15 protein-coding genes are annotated in these 16,700 nt (G+C 52.7%); 10 read left to right on the top strand and 5 right to left on the bottom strand.

Annotation, left to right across the window (positions count from 1 at the left end):
* Nucleotides 1-52 precede the first annotated feature (52 nt).
* Both H5P28_RS00700 and H5P28_RS00695 read right to left on the bottom strand, forming a co-directional pair.
* On the bottom strand, nucleotides 53-967 hold the full coding sequence (locus H5P28_RS00700; protein WP_185673678.1) for an IS3 family transposase: 915 nt from the start codon (nucleotides 965-967) through the stop codon (nucleotides 53-55).
* Nucleotides 961-1,227 carry a transposase gene (locus tag H5P28_RS00695; RefSeq protein WP_185673679.1) on the bottom strand — a complete coding sequence of 89 codons (267 nt, stop codon included), beginning with the start codon at nucleotides 1,225-1,227 and terminating at the stop codon, nucleotides 961-963. The genes H5P28_RS00700 and H5P28_RS00695 overlap by 7 nt, the downstream gene beginning before the upstream one ends.
* Before the next feature lie 96 nt (nucleotides 1,228-1,323).
* Between H5P28_RS00695 and H5P28_RS00690 the strand changes: the two genes are divergently transcribed.
* The 3 genes from H5P28_RS00690 (at nucleotide 1,324) to H5P28_RS00680 (ending at nucleotide 4,168) form a co-directional block, all read left to right on the top strand.
* Nucleotides 1,324-1,581 carry a hypothetical protein gene (locus H5P28_RS00690; RefSeq protein ID WP_185673787.1) on the top strand — a complete coding sequence of 86 codons (258 nt, stop codon included), beginning with the start codon at nucleotides 1,324-1,326 and terminating at the stop codon, nucleotides 1,579-1,581.
* A gap of 8 nt (nucleotides 1,582-1,589) precedes the next feature.
* Nucleotides 1,590-3,143 (top strand): S16 family serine protease, encoded by a 1,554-nt coding sequence (locus H5P28_RS00685; RefSeq protein WP_185673786.1) that lies wholly within the window; start codon nucleotides 1,590-1,592, stop codon nucleotides 3,141-3,143.
* Nucleotides 3,144-3,286: 143 nt separating this feature from the next.
* Nucleotides 3,287-4,168, top strand: a complete 882-nt coding sequence (locus H5P28_RS00680; protein ID WP_185673785.1) for an FRG domain-containing protein — start codon at nucleotides 3,287-3,289, stop codon at nucleotides 4,166-4,168.
* Between the two features lie 2 nt (nucleotides 4,169-4,170).
* On the opposite strand, the gene H5P28_RS00675 is transcribed toward H5P28_RS00680, so the two are convergent.
* Entirely contained in the window at nucleotides 4,171-4,833 is a 663-nt protein-coding gene (locus H5P28_RS00675; RefSeq protein ID WP_185673784.1) for a DCL family protein, read from the bottom strand.
* A 74-nt stretch (nucleotides 4,834-4,907) separates the two neighbouring features.
* On the opposite strand from H5P28_RS00675, the gene H5P28_RS00670 reads away from it, so the two are divergent.
* The 3 genes from H5P28_RS00670 to H5P28_RS00660 all read left to right on the top strand — a co-directional run bounded on the left by H5P28_RS00670 (nucleotide 4,908) and on the right by H5P28_RS00660 (nucleotide 9,004).
* Nucleotides 4,908-7,289, top strand: coding sequence for a type IV secretory system conjugative DNA transfer family protein (locus H5P28_RS00670; RefSeq protein WP_185673783.1), 2,382 nt, complete (start codon nucleotides 4,908-4,910; stop codon nucleotides 7,287-7,289).
* Nucleotides 7,276-7,794, top strand: coding sequence for a hypothetical protein (locus tag H5P28_RS00665; protein WP_185673782.1), 519 nt, complete (start codon nucleotides 7,276-7,278; stop codon nucleotides 7,792-7,794). The genes H5P28_RS00670 and H5P28_RS00665 overlap by 14 nt, the downstream gene beginning before the upstream one ends.
* A 70-nt stretch (nucleotides 7,795-7,864) precedes the next feature.
* A complete protein-coding gene (locus tag H5P28_RS00660; RefSeq protein WP_185673781.1) occupies nucleotides 7,865-9,004 on the top strand; it encodes a pPIWI-associating nuclease domain-containing protein in 1,140 nt (379 codons plus the stop codon).
* A 31-nt stretch (nucleotides 9,005-9,035) separates the two neighbouring features.
* On the opposite strand, the gene H5P28_RS00655 is transcribed toward H5P28_RS00660, so the two are convergent.
* Together H5P28_RS00655 and H5P28_RS00650 are read right to left on the bottom strand one after the other, a co-directional pair.
* Nucleotides 9,036-10,019, bottom strand: coding sequence for a hypothetical protein (locus H5P28_RS00655; protein WP_185673780.1), 984 nt, complete (start codon nucleotides 10,017-10,019; stop codon nucleotides 9,036-9,038).
* A 56-nt stretch (nucleotides 10,020-10,075) separates the two neighbouring features.
* A complete protein-coding gene (locus H5P28_RS00650; protein ID WP_185673779.1) occupies nucleotides 10,076-10,297 on the bottom strand; it encodes a helix-turn-helix domain-containing protein in 222 nt (73 codons plus the stop codon).
* 203 nt (nucleotides 10,298-10,500) lie between these two features.
* On the opposite strand from H5P28_RS00650, the gene H5P28_RS00645 reads away from it, so the two are divergent.
* Genes H5P28_RS00645 through H5P28_RS00630 form a run of 4 tightly spaced genes read left to right on the top strand, consistent with a single transcriptional unit; the run spans nucleotide 10,501 to nucleotide 16,648 of the window.
* On the top strand, nucleotides 10,501-11,346 hold the full coding sequence (locus H5P28_RS00645; RefSeq protein WP_185673778.1) for a hypothetical protein: 846 nt from the start codon (nucleotides 10,501-10,503) through the stop codon (nucleotides 11,344-11,346).
* Nucleotides 11,347-11,381: 35 nt separating this feature from the next.
* A complete protein-coding gene (locus H5P28_RS00640; RefSeq protein WP_185673777.1) occupies nucleotides 11,382-15,443 on the top strand; it encodes an FG-GAP repeat domain-containing protein in 4,062 nt (1,353 codons plus the stop codon).
* 30 nt (nucleotides 15,444-15,473) lie between these two features.
* Nucleotides 15,474-15,740 carry a transposase gene (locus H5P28_RS00635; RefSeq protein ID WP_185673679.1) on the top strand — a complete coding sequence of 89 codons (267 nt, stop codon included), beginning with the start codon at nucleotides 15,474-15,476 and terminating at the stop codon, nucleotides 15,738-15,740.
* Nucleotides 15,734-16,648, top strand: a complete 915-nt coding sequence (locus H5P28_RS00630; protein ID WP_185673678.1) for an IS3 family transposase — start codon at nucleotides 15,734-15,736, stop codon at nucleotides 16,646-16,648. Before H5P28_RS00635 ends, H5P28_RS00630 begins: the two co-directional genes overlap by 7 nt.
* Nucleotides 16,649-16,700 lie beyond the last annotated feature (52 nt).

Below are 16,700 nucleotides of genomic sequence, written 5' to 3'. Positions count from 1 at the left end.
TGGTCGGCCCCCACTTTTCGTACCAGAGCGATGAGACGCTGGCTGGGTAGGATTATGTTGGTTGGGTTATGGTTTGCGGGAGTGCTTGGTGCAGTGAGCCCGTAGGGCGAACGGAGCCAAGCACTGCCTTGGTTTGATGCCAGAGTTTGGCAAAGGCGTCGGGGGATATAAAGCCCAAACGGCTGTGCGGATGCTGGCTGTTGTATTTGCGTCGCCAGTTTTCGATGACGACGCGCGCTTCGGTCAGGGAGAGGAACCACTCCTGCTTGAGGCACTCGTCCTGCAGGCGGTTGTGGAAGCTCTCCACGTGAGGGTTTTGCCAGGGCGAGCCCGGCTCGATGTAGAGGGTTTTGATGCGTTTGGATTCCAGGTAGTCCTTGGTCGCCGTAGCGATAAACTCCGGCCCGTTGTCGGAACGGATGTGCTCGGGAGCACCGTGCTTGGCGATGGCTTTGTCCAAGGCCGCGACGATGTCGGCTGACTTCAGCCCGCGAGCCACCGTCAGGCTGATGCACTGGCGGGTAAACTCGTCGATCAGACTGAGCACCCGCAGAGGCGCTCCATTGTCGGTGCGATCCGCCACGAAGTCCCAACTCCACACGTGCCGCGGATGCGTCGCCGCGGTCGGGATCTTGCCGGTGGACTTGCCCTGACGCCGTTGCCGGGGGCGCGGCGGCTTCACGCCCAGCCCTTCAGCCCGGCGTACCTTTTGTACCAGCTTGCGGCTGACCTGCCAGCCTTCGTTGGCCAGCAGCGCTCGTACGCGACGATAACCGTAGCGCGGGTTGGTCCGGCTCACCGCGATGATCGCACGCACGAGGCGAACCATCTTGTCGGTGGCGGTTTTAGCCCGGTAGCAGAAGCTCGACCAGTGCAGACGAAGATACCGACAGGCGGCCCGTAACGAGCACGTTCCCGACTCGGCCACCTCGCGCACCGCTTCGCGCTTGTGCCCCGGGCTTACCATTTTTTTGCGTTTACCTGCTCCAGTACTTTGATGTTCAAAAGCTGGTCGGCCACCAGTTTCTTCAGCTCGGCGTTCTCGCGCTCAAGCTCCTTCAGACGCTTCACATCGCGCAGCTCCATCTGTCCGTACTTGCTCTTCCAACGATGGAAGCTCGCTTTGCTCACATTGTGCTCGCGGCAAACATCGTCCACGCTGCGGCCTTCGTCTGCCTCGCGCAGGAGCGCCACGATTTGCTCTTCGGTGTATCTCTTTCGTTTCATACTTCTGGTCGGGTTCTACCCGCCAGGGTCTCAAACGCAATGGTACGATTCTAGGAGGTCACGCCAGTTATCCACCGCATTGATTGTGACACCCGTTTGGATGCCTTTGAATGTCCGCTGAGCCAAGAGGGGCGGTACCGTCTGCAATTCTCGACGGGATGGGTTATCTGGGAGCGGTTCCTTGCCTTGGATGATCTTCTGCTGGTTCATGAGCGTGAAGATTTACCGCTGGCAGCGGACATGGATGAGGAACATCGGCATCCCGGTATTGTTGACCTGTTGCTGGATGGCGAGTATCGTCTGTCGGTACTGCCTGGATTGACGGCAGGAACGCTAACCATTCGCAAGGCATGACCGGGCGCATGCATGCCGTGCTCGTGACTCCGGGCCGCTCGGAGGCCATTATTGCTCCGATCCTTGTGCAAGTGGCCGCAGAGGGAAGGGGACGGGTGCGCTTTCAAGGTATTTCAGCCTTTGACGACGGACTGCGGGCTCATATCCGGCGAGACATTGTCCCGTATGTGGATCAGGTGCTAGGTGAACTGGGTATCTCCATGCCGCGCCTTGCCATCTCGATCGCCAATCCCGATGTTACGTCGATGGCGGATGCCGGGATTTGTGTTTCTGGCTTTTCGGCGGATGTGCCGCTGACCTTGGCCATGCTTTCGGCGGTGTTGGGGGTGCCGCTTCGCCAGGATGTGCTCGCAACCGGACATCTGGCATCTTGTGCGGGCGACATCGGAATGGTGGGAAGCTTGGATCAAAAAGCGAACGCTGCGGCAAAGAGTGGGGTGGTACGAGAGTTCATATACCCCGCACTTGATTCGGCTGGAGGGAGCCTTTCTTCTGAGTCTCGGGAGCGTTTCCGTTTGGCCCTGCGTGATGCGGGGCGCTGTGTGCGTCTTCGCTCCGTGACAACCCTTGCACAGGCGATTGGTTATGCGTTTAAGCCGTATAATTTGCTTTGTGGAGCTTTACGTCGGGGGTATTGGGGCAGGAGTACGGATGGTGCTTCGGGCGTTCTTTCCTGTGCGGGGGAGGGTGTGTTCAAAGAGATGTTGAAACGGCTTTTGTTACGGGGAGAATTTGAAAAAGCCCGTCAATTGCTGGCGCTCTGGGTCGAGCATCATGCGTGCCGAGGGCACTATCCCCCGGGAACTGGGAAACTGTTGGGCGATACTCTCGCGTCCATGCCCTCCGCAATACTGCGACTCAAGGCACATTTTCCGTTGGTGCCAGAAGAATCAATCCTGAGACTGGCGTCATATGCTACGGCGGAGCATGTTGAGGATTTTCATGGGCTGATCCGTGCTAACGGCGGGGAAAGCCTTCGCTGTGGCAGTGATGCCAAGACGGATGCAGATGCGGAAGCGATCCTTGACCTTGTCCTAAGCGAGCTCGATGAGCGCACCCTCCAGATTGAGATTCACGCGCCACTGGATCGGGCCCTTAACGCTTACCCGCTGCAGGAGGATGGAGACCTGCACTCGCACATCGTTGCCTTTTACGTCGCGATGGTTGTTGAACTTGGCGGAACGCTCAGCGAACGCACGCACGCAACCGATGCCTATGCCTTAGTGGGGGAGGCGTACCGGGATCTGGGAGGCTTGAAAGCGGCGATTGCGGATGGGCGAATGCCAGGGGGCAGACGCAGGCTCATTGAACGGATGTATGCCGCCATGGCTAAGCAGCGAGTAGAGAACCGGGTGCAGTTTGTGTTTCAGCAGGCCCTTGACCCGCTGGACTACCAGACAAAGCTTGCCGTCACCCAAGCCTTTATTCGACGTTTTTCCGATGCTTTGCCCGAATCGGTCCTTTCACAACCCGCCGAGCGGTTTGCGCAGCATTGGGAGGAGTTGGTTCGGCATTGGGTTGCCAGTCAGGCGTATGTGCGTAAGCACCTCTATTTTTGCTGAGGCCCTTACATTATCCCTATTCTCGTGCTTCTCGGGATGTCGTAGCGTTCGTGTTGTTGGAGTCGCTACAACTCGTAGTCTTGAAAAGCGTGGACATATTATCATTCGAATGCTTTATTTTTTCTTACATATGGTTCTATGCTATGAAAAAAACAGTAGATAAGTTTTTCTATCCTATCGGGGAGAACTATGAAAACCTCGGGAAACGGCCTTTCGAGTGCGGGAATGATGTTCCTGTCTTTGAGATATCAGGACTTCACGCGTTGATTCAATTATATGGTTATGCGAAGTTTATATTCCGAGATGTTGGGAATGTATACCTTAGAGGGCAAGAAACTCTTTATCCGCGTTGCCTGCCAAGCTATTTCAGAGAATATTCTCAAACTCAACCGAATCGTGCGCGTACAAAATTTGGAAATCTAAAAAAGGCATTGAAGGAATATCGATGCTTTAAGTCTGTCCCAGAGTATTCCATTGAACCGTTGATTCAACACTATGGCATCAAAACGACTTGGTTGGATGTGGTGGATAACATATGGATTGCTCTATGGTTTGGCTTAAACCGATTCCGCCAAAAGAAGAATACCAATTACTTTTCCTATCTGGAACGAGATGATGTTGGAAGCGATGGAGAACCTAGTTTCTTGTATTTGCTTTTCTTTATTTCAGATGGGATTTTATGCGATTCCAGTCGACCTGGACTCCATAAAGGAAAAGAAACAACAGTCGTAGATATTCGTAAGTCATGTCCGTCCATTTTTCACCGCCCTCACATTCAGCATGCTCTGCTAATGAAGAGTGTGGCGGATTGTAATTTAGATGATGTGGATTGTATGAAGTATTGCGTTGCTGTCGCCAAGGTTCGTGTTTCTTGGGCTAGGCGTTGGCTTGGAAAATCTCCCGCCTTTAGTGCTGAGGTATTATTCCCTTCTCCATTTGAAGACTCAGGACTCCAGCATTTAGCTGATTCCGACATTGATTCTTTAACGAAGAGACGGGGGTTAGGTATCATTCATTACCGATAAATTCAGGCTTTGGGCGATGACGTATTGGCTTCTGGGCTAAGCAGGCGAAGCTTGGCGTATTGCCGATGATAGGTGGTCCAGCTTGATCGCTGCTCATCATTGGCCATCTCGGCGACACACTGGTTTGATCGTGGCTCGGTAATTTCGACTTGGTGCAACTGGATGTTTTCACCGTCCAGCCATTCCTGGACAAGCTGAATGAATGTACAAGGAGGGGCATGGTCAACGTGGTAGGAGTCCGGTGTAATGGGTACTCCACGAATAGGGCAGACATGTGTGCCAGACTCGTCAAATTGCTGATTTTTGAATGTAATGACTTGGCTGTTGATTGCGACCCGAAGGGCAGTCATTCGATCTCTCCTGGGGTTGGCACCGTCAATCGCCGCATGAAAGCTGACATCATCGGTTGATCCGTCTATTCGATGAATCATGAAGTGGCGGGTCTTTCGAAACTTTTTATCTAGCTCTACCGTAAAGTAATCGATGCCTACTCCTGTTTTCTCTTCGGCTTCGGGATGGATAGCAACCATTGCCCGCAAATGAAGCTCATGCTCTGGACTGATACGCTCTCCAACCTTATTCTGATCACGGATCCCGCGAAGGAAGGCTTTAGCCTTCGTGCCTGATGAAAAATGTAAATCCCCCATGGTTACCGGCTTAGCCATGACTAATGCTATTAATACCGGATTGGCTCCGTCGAGTTGAAACTGGTTGGCTCTTTGTGCCGCTTAGAGGGTGGATGGCTATCGAGGCGGCACTCATACAACACTCTCTCCCCCTGCTCAGAGGACGCTCCATTGAACGTATTCTGGCCGAGGAGGCAGGCAAGGGACGCTCGACGTTCATTTCCCAAGAGCCTGTTTCGGTTACCCCGCCATGCCGCTCTCTGCGCAACATGGGTGAAAACCACGTGCCCGAGCCGAATGTGTCGCACGATTACCAGTCATTTCGCATCTGGATGTCGCCAGGATACGAGTTCGATTGGGTCCGAAGCGAACGGTTCATCAAGGAGTTACTGGCTGTGAAAGGCCCTGTTTTGTTCGAGATTTATGGCAACGAGGCAGGCATTCAGCTACAGTTCGGTGTTTCTCGGGCGGATGTTGACGCTGTGCAGGTCGCCTTTACGGCAGAACATTCTACCTGCCAATTGACCCGGGCTAACACATGCCGTTTTCGAAACCATCTGACCCAGTCGAGTCATTTTGCCTTTCGGGACTACTATCCGGTTTCGGTCTATCATGAGAATCTGACATGCAGCAGCGAGTTTCGCTATACGCCACTTGAGGCTTTGCTTTGCGCACTGGGCCGATTACCTGAGGATACGACAGGCTTTTATCAGTGTATCATGCAGCCTGCAACAGGGGTGTGGCATGAGAATGTGGCGGTTTTATATGACCTGCACTACCTGCACAGTTCGTACCGGGAGGGGAATGCTCCTCGCTATGGGATGCAGTTGCCGTCCTCAGAGCTGCATATGCAGGCGCAGCGCATGGAGAGAAAAGCTCACCCGGACAAGCCGATGTTTGCAGCCGCCTTGCGAATTGGAGTGGTTAGCGATACTCCTATCTCTGCTGCAATGATGCAATCGCTCTGTTCCTTCACCGGATTGTTTCAGCACGGATCAAGGGCGCTCGCGTATCTTTCGGAAAGGGATTACTCCCTGTCAACGGATTCACAGTGCCGTATGCTTGAGTTGGGGGCGGTTCACCGGCATGGGTTCATCGTTAACTCACAGGAGCTGGCAGGACTTGTGCACCTGTTTGATTCAAAAGTCGTGGCTGAGCATCGCCTTCCCATTGAATTCAACACGACATTGTCTCCCGATCCGGGCGAGTTGTCCGAAGGAGTTGTTATCGGGATGGCACGCAGTAACGGGGAAGATGTTCCTGTATGTATTGCTTCTCAGTTGCGCGAGCGTTCCGTGCACCTGATTGGTGTAAGTGGCTCGGGTAAGACCTCTGTCATGGTGAACATGGCCTTGCAGGACGCTGGGGCAGGGCAGGGGGTCGTGTTCATCGATCCGCATGGGGATGCGGTTCGCGATATACTGGCAAGATTATCCGAGCAGGAACTGGAGCGCACGATATGGTTTGATCCCGGGGATCCCGATTATGTGCCATTATGGAATCCGCTGGCATTAGGGGCGGGAGCCAATGCGCACCGGCTGGCCGACGACCTGCTTTCCAGTATCGAAAGAGTATCAACAGCCTGGGGGGACCGGTTGGCTCATATCCTCCGTAACGGCTTGCTAGGGCTCATACAGGCCAAGCCTGATGCGACCCTAAGCGATCTGTATGATTTGATTCGTAAAGACAGCCCGGAGGCCAAGCGATTGCGAACCCTCATCGTGAATAACGCCACGGATGAAACGGTGCGAAACTTCTGGAAGGTAGATTTTCTTAAAGATTACCAGAAGGGAGACTTGGCAGCCCCCAAACACAAGTTGCATAAGCTTATCAGTTCTCAGCCCGTCTTTTGCCAGTCGGAGTGCCGGATTAATCTGCCAACCATCATGAACGAGGGGCGCATTCTGCTGGTTGACCTTTCTTCGGTAGGAGCCGAGACCCGCAAGCATCTTGGCTCATTCATGCTTACGCAGGTTATGATTGCGGCTCTTGCCCGGAGCAAAGTCCCTTATACCGAGCGCAAACCCTTTGGTGTGTTTCTGGATGAGGCTCATCTATTTGTCGGTCCTGAAACCATTGAGGATATGATCGCACAGACCCGTAAATACCGCATTCGGCTAACCCTGGCCCATCAGTATTTGAAGCAGTTTGGACGTGCCGCTCAGATTGATGCGCTCTCCACGGTGGGCAGCACCCTCATCGGCAGGATTGACCGAAACGATGCTGGATACTTTGCCAAGGACCTTTCGGTCCATGGGATAACTGCGGACAATCTTGTTGGACTGAAAAAATACCACATGGTTGCCCGTTTGGACACATGCGTCTGTACGTTAAAGACCCGTCCGCTTCCCGAACCAGTTCACACGGATCTGCGTGGGATTATTCAGGATTCTTACCGCAAATACTATACCCCGGCCAAACGTAGGCGCCAAGCAGGGAATGGTTCATCCTCTGCTAAAAGCGCTGATGAGGAATTCTTTTATGATGAGTTCTAGAGAATTGTTGGACTGTATCCTTACTGAGCTTCAGCAGGTTGATGAGACTCCTGCCGATATTGAGCCAGTGGGGGAGTTCCCTCCAAGCTACGAGAGCTTTCTTGCCATGCTCGTCGAGGCTGTTCGAGCTCAAGTGCCAGGTGATAATGACGCTGAAGCGCTGGAACAGGCCATTGCCTGGTTGAATCGGCGCAAGCATGGATTTGAGCTGGCATTCCTTGAGTTTCTGGAGGGCAATTCGCTCGTGCGTGCTGATATTGTAAATTCGATTCTGCACGCGGCAGGTCAGCAACGGATGGATCGCCATCGGGCATGTGTGCTGGCGAGATATGTCGACGTTCTGGGCTGGGAGCAACGGCTTAAACTCGTTCGGGAGTGCAAGGTGCACTTCGATTTGCCCGACGAGTTACGGGATAGGCCAGATTGGTGCCTAGCAGGGCAGGTGGGTGAATTGATACTGGTCTGCGCAGAATCGTTTGATCCCATCCAGATGGCTAAACGCTAGGGCCGTATCAGGGGTATCCTGAAGTGGATTTGGCTAGATTTTATGGCGATGCATAGTATCCTTCATTTTCATGAAAAACGATGAACTTAGCACCCCTTCCGACCTGGTAAAGACTTCTGCGGAAATTAACCGTGTGGTAGAGGTTGTATCGAGGGTGGCGACTGCAATGGAAGAGAAAACTCAGGTGTCTACTGCAATTAGTCGAGTTCTGTCAGACGATTTTACCAGGAGAATCGATGCCGTCGGACATGCGTATCAATCTCTGGCCAAGCTCGGAGATTTGAGTCATGTCTTTTCCAGGCTAGATGGATTGGCATCGGTAAATCTTCAACTGACAAAACTTTGCGAAGCCCAATTAAAAATTCCTAATGAATTAGGTCTGGTCATGCAAAGAGTGAACGAGGGGATGAAAGCATGGGACTCCATCAGTCGCATGCACGAAATCGCGAGCAATTTTGGCCGTATCGAATCCCTCTATGCCGTCTCAACCTCTTTTTCTGCAATCGGTAAACTCTCAGCAATACATCAGGCTGGAATCGGGGCTGCCCTGAATTTTAATGCCCATTTTACTCAAGAACTCAGTCGCACTCTTGATACTTTCACCGACGGATATCAAGGGCTGCTTAACGGTGTTTTGGCTCCAGAATTTCCTGATGTATTGAAACCATTCGTTCAGGATGACGTACAGACAGAGCTTTTCCGCGAAGCCACTGCTTATGAGTCCATTTCGCTAGAAGAGGAATCAGGTGAAGATATTGAAATTAGTGAGGTTGAGCCTGATCGCTTGTTGGAGAGCATTGACCCCGCTTTCGTTGAGATGCTTCGGGGTATCCGGTATATCATTCGCAGTAACGGCCCTGACAGGGTTCGGCATCTCTCAGCGTCAGCACGTGAATTACTTACTCATCTCATTCATCATTTAGCCCCGGATGAAAAAGTTAAAGCCTGGAGCATAAATCCAGAGCATTATCATAATAATCGCCCGACACGAAGAGCACGGCTGCTCTACATCTATCGCGATGTTAATTGTGGTTGTTTCAGCGAATTCATTGCTACAGATATTGGGTCTGTTCTTAAATTCATGGAGATTCTTCAGAAGGGAATGCACGAGAAGCAAACGGATTTAAACGACCACCAATTGGAATGCATGGTGCAGCGGTTGGAATCATTCTTGTCCTTTTTGCTGCGTTCGAGGGAAGCAACCCGTTAAGGCTGTTCGCTGAAACCATGAATACAGATTCTTATATTCCCCGGTACGTGCGGTCGAGATAGTCGGGAACTTCTTCCGGTCGCAAGGCCCGCCTTTCATTTGAGACTCGTTGCTGGTATCTGACTTGTCCGATATACGCTGCGTCCTCTTGATCTATGCCGGTAAACAGTGTCTCAATCAGTGCCTTCTGGCTCACGCTTTGAATTTCATATAGGCGGCCATCCTGGGAGTTCATTGACCAGACAAGGACACCGTCGATGGTATTGTACTCTGTCAAAAAGGTGTTGATTTCTTCTTGGAGGGATCGGTCGATTGGTGCCAGACTAGAAAAGGCTACTAGATTTAACTCCCCTGGATTTTGTGACGGGAATTTATCAGGGACATCCGCAAAATAGCTGCTCTTCACTGCGTGATTCTCAGAGCCATCAACCGTTCGTGCCCAATCGCGAGGACGATATTTAACTTCAAGGTTGACGGTAACACCCAAGCTTTGAAATCGCCAGTCGACTCTTTTCTTGCACTCCTGCTTGAGGAATGGCCGTGCTTCGTATTCGATATGGCTTACTCTACGCCAACGATTTAGCCAGTGCAGTTCTTCTATAAAGCTTAAATGGTCTTTGGTGTTCAGGATTGCTGCCTTGAATTTATGTGGCCATTGGTTTTCAAAGTATTTTCTGCCAATTTCGCATGCCTTGGAAAGTCGGATAAGATTGCCTTCGTTCAGGCCAATCCCCTCGGCTTTGTATGCCTCATTGCCATTTTCACTGTTTAGTTTCCCAAAATCGGTGTCGGGTATGCAGTAGGCTGGAATCACCAGATCATTTGGGATGGGGGTGGCGTAAATTTGCCATTTCAGGCCAAGGGCGGTCATGTCCTCGGACATGATTTTGGCCCTATGATCAGGGGATATCTTCAGTCTTTCCAATAGGGGACGCTGGCCTTTGGCAATCGCTTGCTCGGAAAATGGATAATGTCTGAGAATTTCTCCCAGAAGACGAATATCCTGAAAGCTCATGGTTGCTGAGGATAATGGCTTTCCAGAAATAGGAAAGGCGAATGAGGGGGACCAATCTACAGCAGCGCAGGCTTGAGTCCCTCCATATCCGCGACAAGGGCAGAGGGCCGCAGCTCAAGCACCTGGGCGAGGGTAAAGACCGTGTGCAGCGTGGGCTGGCGAAGGCCTCGTTCGTAGAGGGAAATCGCTGTGCTGTGCATGCCTGCACGAAAGGCCAACTCCTCTTGGGAGAGCCCTGCTGTTTTGCGGTGTTCTTTGAGTACCGCACCAAATGCCATAGCGAATTCCACTAAGACAAATGTATCAATTTTTGCCTTGCTCGCGCCACAGACATATGTCTTAGATGCGGACTTCAGAAATAGGACAAAAGTCTTAGTTTTGTGTGTAGTTCCCACCAATCAGTGAGGACAAGCGAAAACTATATAAACCAGTGGGTATGCTCATTGGGTACGGCAACGCGTTTGCCGGGAAATGAACAATCATGAAATCACTCAAATCAGCAATAGCGGCATGCGGCCTGACCGCGTTGGCAAGCCTTGCTCCGGCCAGATCGGAAGCGGCGCTGGTAGAGCTTTCAGCTCTGGAATCGACGTTGACAACCACTCCTTTGTATGGGGCGGCGATTACATCTGAGGGGAAACTTGGCCTGGGAACAGCCACGATTTTTGAATATGCCAACGACTTATCCAGTAGTAGCGAGTTGGTGACGCCGGTCCAGGTTGATGATGCCGGGACATGGAATGACCAGTATGTATTGTTGAGTGATGGTACGGGTATTATCGATCTAGTTGATTTATCGACTGGATATACCACAGCTACATCTACACTGAACGGCTACGATATTTCGGGTATCAGCTCGGCGTTCGAATACAACGGCTCCACGTACTACGCCATTATGGATTCGAATGACGATACCGTGAAATTCTTCGAATGGGGCAGTGACACGCTGGTGGCAACAGGGCCGTATGTGGGCGAAAACTACACCGGTTTGGAAGTGCTTATCACGGGCACCATCACAAACCTGGATGACATCCCGATTCTCGTCAGCCGTGATGCCGAGAGCGGAGTGATGCTCGACCAGTATTACCACGGAACGATTGTGGGCTCCTATACCGATACCTCCGAGGACTTGATTACGGATATTTCGTACGATTCTGAAACGGGTATTTTGACTGCGAGTCATGATATGCGTGGGCGTTTAGGAAAAATCACCAACTACGACTTTGCGCAGTATGTGATCCCAGAACCCAATGTCGGCTTGCTGGCAGGCTTGGGTGTTCTTGGTGCTGCGGCGATGTACCAGAACCGGAAACGTAAAGACGCGTAAGCTTTATAAACCGCCACTCACCTCGTCTATGCGGGATGAGGGGGTATTTTTCTTGGGCACTTATTGCTGCCCTATGGTTATTCGTAGTCGCAGGGGCTGTCCATGCAGGCGACACCTGGCAGTGGAGTTCATCGGGAAACACGAGCCTGAACTTTTCTTACTCAGGCTTTGGCGATCCCTTTCTGGATTATACGAGCCCGCTTGTTTTTACGGTCAAGCTTCAGGATGCCCAAGGCAGTGCCATCGACAATACCTCCGGCTCGTGCTGGCTGAATTTCTCCTCTCCAACCGCGCAAACTATCTTTCTGAATTATTCTGCTGGCGCGTATCGTACCAACCTGACTTATGGCAGCGTTTCTTCTGGTAACACCTTTACGCTGCATTGCCAGAATGGGTCCGTTATCCACACCTTCTCAAATACCAACGGAACGGTCGTGTTTCAGTACGATGTCTACGAGCCTGTTCTGGTCGATGTCTACACCTCATCGGAGGCCGGGCAGGAAGCCCTTCCGTTAATCAGCGGACAATACACGACATTTTATATACTGGCCCTAAATATTACCGGCTCAACGGAACCAATCAGCATCACGGATGTGGATTGCAACCTGAGTGTAGACGGCGCGGCTTCTGTGTCTGCGACACAGGTTTCTGGCGATTATTTAGTCGCTGAACACTTGTTGGCTTCAACTGGGGACGTTCGCCTGGAAGGGATGTGCCAGGTTGGCGGAGGTACCTATATCTCCGAGCCGCGTAATGTCAGCGTCCAGCCCTTGTTTGTTCCAAGCGGGATAGATTTGGGCGAGGTTGATGTGTACCAGCAACCCATCCTGCTGCTTACCAATGGATCCGACAGCTTTCTGGCGCATCTGTCCTATGAGGGGGGCTTGTATGCCAGAATGCAGGTCTCACGTCTGTATCCATCTTTTGCTACGATTCTGGACTTGAACAATGAGGCGCTGAAAGGACAGCTTGCTCTGGCGGACATCTATAACGATGGGGCGTTAACCATGCTCTATGCGGGCCCACAGGCATTCTCAAATGAATTGTTCAGCTCCACTCTGACGAATTTTGCAAGTGAATCGCCTGTGGAGGGAATGGGTGATTTTCTCAGACCCTCAATGTCTGTGTTTGATAGCAATGGAGATGGTCTTACTGACGTCCTATTTTCAGGATCTCGTGCAAATATTGAAACCACTATTCTCTTAACCAATAATGGCTCAAACTTAACCTTGTCGAATGTCTCTTTGCCTGCGCTTCTGGATTCCAGTCTGTGCTATGGGGATTTTGACGGGGACAGCCGTTATGATCTTTTTGTCAGCGGAAAAAATGCTTCTGGGATTCTGAGCGGGGTCTACTTCTACAACGGCAGTGATTACGAGCTGAGTCAGAGCCTGCCTGTCCAGCTCTACAAGGGCAGTTGCGCGTTGGGACGATTCCTTGACGAGAATACCACCTCTCTGATCCATTTTGGAACCAGTTCGGCCACAAGCCCGGACACGTCGTCCAACTGGGACTATGTCATTTACACCGATACCCGTGAATGGTCGATGGCCCCAATCGGGCTTTTGCCAGGATTTAACGGTACGATCCGGGGGGATGCCGTGGTTGCCGATTTCAGCGGTGATGGGCTTTCGGATATCGTTCTCTGCGGAGGGACGTCTGGTAATGCGGTGCTTTCGCTCTACATCAATGATCTCAAACAGAGCGGAGGATTCGTGGCCGTTGATCCGTTTAACGACAGCTACGCCTTGCCGGAGTGCTCACTGAGTGCTGCCGATTACGATTTCGACGGGGACCTTGACCTGGCCTACACGGGGGTAGGCTCCGATGCCCCCGTCTTGCTTTTCAATAATACCGCATCCGAAATCAGCCCGAACACGAACCCTTTGCCTCCCACCGAATTAACTGGGGCATGGAATCTGACCACTGGAGCGCTGTGGATCAATTGGTCAGCGGGAAGCGATGCCGAAACGCCAAGCGGGATGTTGTCGTATAACCTGGAGGTGGAATCCGTGCACGGGGAGTTGCTGCTCTCGGGGCAACCAACGGTTGGAAGCCATCCGGTGCAAGGCTACCTCGGCAACATGCAGTACCGACAAAACACGACGCTCGATAACCAGACTCCGGGTAATGTCCATGTACGGGTGCAGAGTGTTGATACCGGGCTGGCCCAAAGTGCTTGGATGGAGATCACCGTGTCTTTGGATGCCTGTAGCCCGACGCAGGAGTGGAACGTCTCGGTTGCAGGCGGTTGCGTGATGCCCGCGTCAGTACAGCCAAACAGCCATATAATCATTCAAAACGGATCATCCCTGACGCTCTCTTCGGCAACCGTACTGGGCGAGAATACGACCATTGAGGTCGAAAACGGCACGCTGGATGTCGCGGGGTATCCGCTCAGCTCGATAAATGCGACCATCCGACTCGGAGCTTTCGGAGACATCTCAAGCAGTCGGGTGAATCTGTCGGGGGTAACTTTGGATTTCGGGCGAAACTACACCCTGAGCGACAGCAGTCTGGATGCAATTGTTGTCGGGAAAAATGTTACCCTCATCAACACAAGCTGGAACTCGCTGGATGTGGACGGCGAGTTGGATGTCCGGTATTACCTGGAACTTAATGCCAGCAACCAGTTCGGCAAAGCACTGGACTCGGTGGAGGTTTACACTGCGGAGGGTTTTCTTACTTCTGGCTCAAGGCTTAATCTGACGGCATGGTTGATTAATGCGACGGGCAGCCGGTCGGTCAGTCACAATCTTAGCTTTTTCTTGTCAGGCTATTATGCCGCCAACGGTTCGTACGTACTCACTGGCAGTAGCCGTGCGAATCTCACTCTATATCTCAAGCCCGAGCCCGAGACGGGAGAGTTGAGCCTCTCTACAGTGAGCGGGGTCGCGGGAGATAACTACAGCTCCGACCTGCTCGCGTATAGCCAGGCGGAAAATGTGACCCTTGAAAAAGTGGGCGTTGGAGCGATTCGATTTCTGGAGTCCGTCAATCTTTCCTTCCTTAACTTGAGTAAGGTGGTTGCTATCGGACCGAATGTCATCCGGGTAAATGTGTCTGAGGCTCCCGGCTTGAATCGGTCGGCTCAATTACGGTTTTTCAACCTCACATTTTTGACCGAGCCGCTCCTCTTGCGAAATGGCGTGCCGTGTGAGCAGTGCGACACCATCTCGTATGCAAGCGGAGTGCTGAATGCCACTGTGCCGGGCTTTTCCGAGTATTCGCTCGTCGATAATTCTGAGCTATCGTTACTGACGCCATCAGTTCTGTTCAATGGAACGGCCTCTACCTTTGCGGTAAGCTATCACGCCTATGGGAACGATTCGGATAACATCGAGGAAGCCAACTGCTCCGTAACCGTCGAGAATAGCACGCTTTCGATGCTGGCCGGGCAGAGCAATCACTCGGTGAACCTGCTGTTGAACGGGACGGGCAATGTTTCCGCTGAGGTCTATTGTTCCGGCAACAGCACCTACGAACCCCTGAATGTCTCTTTTGCGCTAACGGTTGTGCGTAGCGGGGCGTATTTCCTCAAAGATTCAGCGTATACGGGGCTGGTGCATACATCAGTGGTCTTTGGTAATCTCTCGGCTACAAACCGTTTTTGGGCGATGGGGGCAGTTGATCGTTTGAAAACAGCATTTGCAGAAGTGAGTGTGCCCGCTGGATTCTCGCTTGGGCAGACGTTGGAAGACGGGGACGCGATACTTGCTGACCTCAACCATGACGGTTGGGGCGATCTGGTTGTGATGGGGAGCGGAACGCTAGCTTGGTATGACAATCAGACGACAAGGAAACCGCTCAATTTGTCTTTGTCAGACGGCGATTTTGCCCTGCTAGACTTGGATGCCGATGGTGACCAAGATATCATTGCGTGTGGGCTGAACGCATCCAATGAAGCTCAGACACTTGTACTCGAAAATCAACTGGCGGATGAGGATTACCAACGGGGTGTGAGTTTCATCCCTGTGAGCCATTCGATTCCTGATTTCAGTGCATGTAGTATCCGTGTCGGCAGTGAGAACCAGACTTTAAAAATACTCATTGCAGGAAGGTGGCGTGACCTCCTAGAATCGTACCATTGCGTTTGAGACCCTGGCGGGTAGAACCCGACCAGAAGTATGAAACGAAAGAGATACACCGAAGAGCAAATCGTGGCGCTCCTGCGCGAGGCAGACGAAGGCCGCAGCGTGGACGATGTTTGCCGCGAGCACAATGTGAGCAAAGCGAGCTTCCATCGTTGGAAGAGCAAGTACGGACAGATGGAGCTGCGCGATGTGAAGCGTCTGAAGGAGCTTGAGCGCGAGAACGCCGAGCTGAAGAAACTGGTGGCCGACCAGCTTTTGAACATCAAAGTACTGGAGCAGGTAAACGCAAAAAAATGGTAAGCCCGGGGCACAAGCGCGAAGCGGTGCGCGAGGTGGCCGAGTCGGGAACGTGCTCGTTACGGGCCGCCTGTCGGTATCTTCGTCTGCACTGGTCGAGCTTCTGCTACCGGGCTAAAACCGCCACCGACAAGATGGTTCGCCTCGTGCGTGCGATCATCGCGGTGAGCCGGACCAACCCGCGCTACGGTTATCGTCGCGTACGAGCGCTGCTGGCCAACGAAGGCTGGCAGGTCAGCCGCAAGCTGGTACAAAAGGTACGCCGGGCTGAAGGGCTGGGCGTGAAGCCGCCGCGCCCCCGGCAACGGCGTCAGGGCAAGTCCACCGGCAAGATCCCGACCGCGGCGACGCATCCGCGGCACGTGTGGAGTTGGGACTTCGTGGCGGATCGCACCGACAATGGAGCGCCTCTGCGGGTGCTCAGTCTGATCGACGAGTTTACCCGCCAGTGCATCAGCCTGACGGTGGCTCGCGGGCTGAAGTCAGCCGACATCGTCGCGGCCTTGGACAAAGCCATCGCCAAGCACGGTGCTCCCGAGCACATCCGTTCCGACAACGGGCCGGAGTTTATCGCTACGGCGACCAAGGACTACCTGGAATCCAAACGCATCAAAACCCTCTACATCGAGCCGGGCTCGCCCTGGCAAAACCCTCACGTGGAGAGCTTCCACAACCGCCTGCAGGACGAGTGCCTCAAGCAGGAGTGGTTCCTCTCCCTGACCGAAGCGCGCGTCGTCATCGAAAACTGGCGACGCAAATACAACAGCCAGCATCCGCACAGCCGTTTGGGCTTTATATCCCCCGACGCCTTTGCCAAACTCTGGCATCAAACCAAGGCAGTGCTTGGCTCCGTTCGCCCTACGGGCTCACTGCACCAAGCACTCCCGCAAACCATAACCCAACCAACATAATCCTACCCAGCCAGCGTCTCATCGCTCTGGTACGAAAAGTGGGGGCCGACCA

The organism is Ruficoccus amylovorans, from assembly GCF_014230085.1.
In the GTDB taxonomy this organism is placed as follows: Bacteria; Verrucomicrobiota; Verrucomicrobiia; order Opitutales; family Cerasicoccaceae; genus Ruficoccus; species Ruficoccus amylovorans.
This window is presented reverse-complemented; position numbering and strand designations above follow the sequence as displayed.

What these genes read in the sequence shown, in the direction of transcription:
- H5P28_RS00670 (WP_185673783.1), top strand. Translation starts at nt 4,908, where the DNA reads ATGGCTATCGAGGCGGCACTCATACAACACTCTCTCCCCCTGCTCAGA.
- H5P28_RS00695 (WP_185673679.1), bottom strand. Translation starts at nt 1,227, where the DNA reads ATGAAACGAAAGAGATACACCGAAGAGCAAATCGTGGCGCTCCTGCGC.
- H5P28_RS00640 (WP_185673777.1), top strand. Translation starts at nt 11,382, where the DNA reads ATGAGGGGGTATTTTTCTTGGGCACTTATTGCTGCCCTATGGTTATTC.
- H5P28_RS00645 (WP_185673778.1), top strand. Translation starts at nt 10,501, where the DNA reads ATGAAATCACTCAAATCAGCAATAGCGGCATGCGGCCTGACCGCGTTG.
- H5P28_RS00655 (WP_185673780.1), bottom strand. Translation starts at nt 10,019, where the DNA reads ATGAGCTTTCAGGATATTCGTCTTCTGGGAGAAATTCTCAGACATTAT.
- H5P28_RS00660 (WP_185673781.1), top strand. Translation starts at nt 7,865, where the DNA reads ATGAAAAACGATGAACTTAGCACCCCTTCCGACCTGGTAAAGACTTCT.
- H5P28_RS00675 (WP_185673784.1), bottom strand. Translation starts at nt 4,833, where the DNA reads ATGGCTAAGCCGGTAACCATGGGGGATTTACATTTTTCATCAGGCACG.
- H5P28_RS00650 (WP_185673779.1), bottom strand. Translation starts at nt 10,297, where the DNA reads ATGGCATTTGGTGCGGTACTCAAAGAACACCGCAAAACAGCAGGGCTC.
- H5P28_RS00680 (WP_185673785.1), top strand. Translation starts at nt 3,287, where the DNA reads ATGAAAAAAACAGTAGATAAGTTTTTCTATCCTATCGGGGAGAACTAT.
- H5P28_RS00700 (WP_185673678.1), bottom strand. Translation starts at nt 967, where the DNA reads ATGGTAAGCCCGGGGCACAAGCGCGAAGCGGTGCGCGAGGTGGCCGAG.
- H5P28_RS00630 (WP_185673678.1), top strand. Translation starts at nt 15,734, where the DNA reads ATGGTAAGCCCGGGGCACAAGCGCGAAGCGGTGCGCGAGGTGGCCGAG.
- H5P28_RS00635 (WP_185673679.1), top strand. Translation starts at nt 15,474, where the DNA reads ATGAAACGAAAGAGATACACCGAAGAGCAAATCGTGGCGCTCCTGCGC.
- H5P28_RS00685 (WP_185673786.1), top strand. Translation starts at nt 1,590, where the DNA reads ATGCATGCCGTGCTCGTGACTCCGGGCCGCTCGGAGGCCATTATTGCT.
- H5P28_RS00665 (WP_185673782.1), top strand. Translation starts at nt 7,276, where the DNA reads ATGATGAGTTCTAGAGAATTGTTGGACTGTATCCTTACTGAGCTTCAG.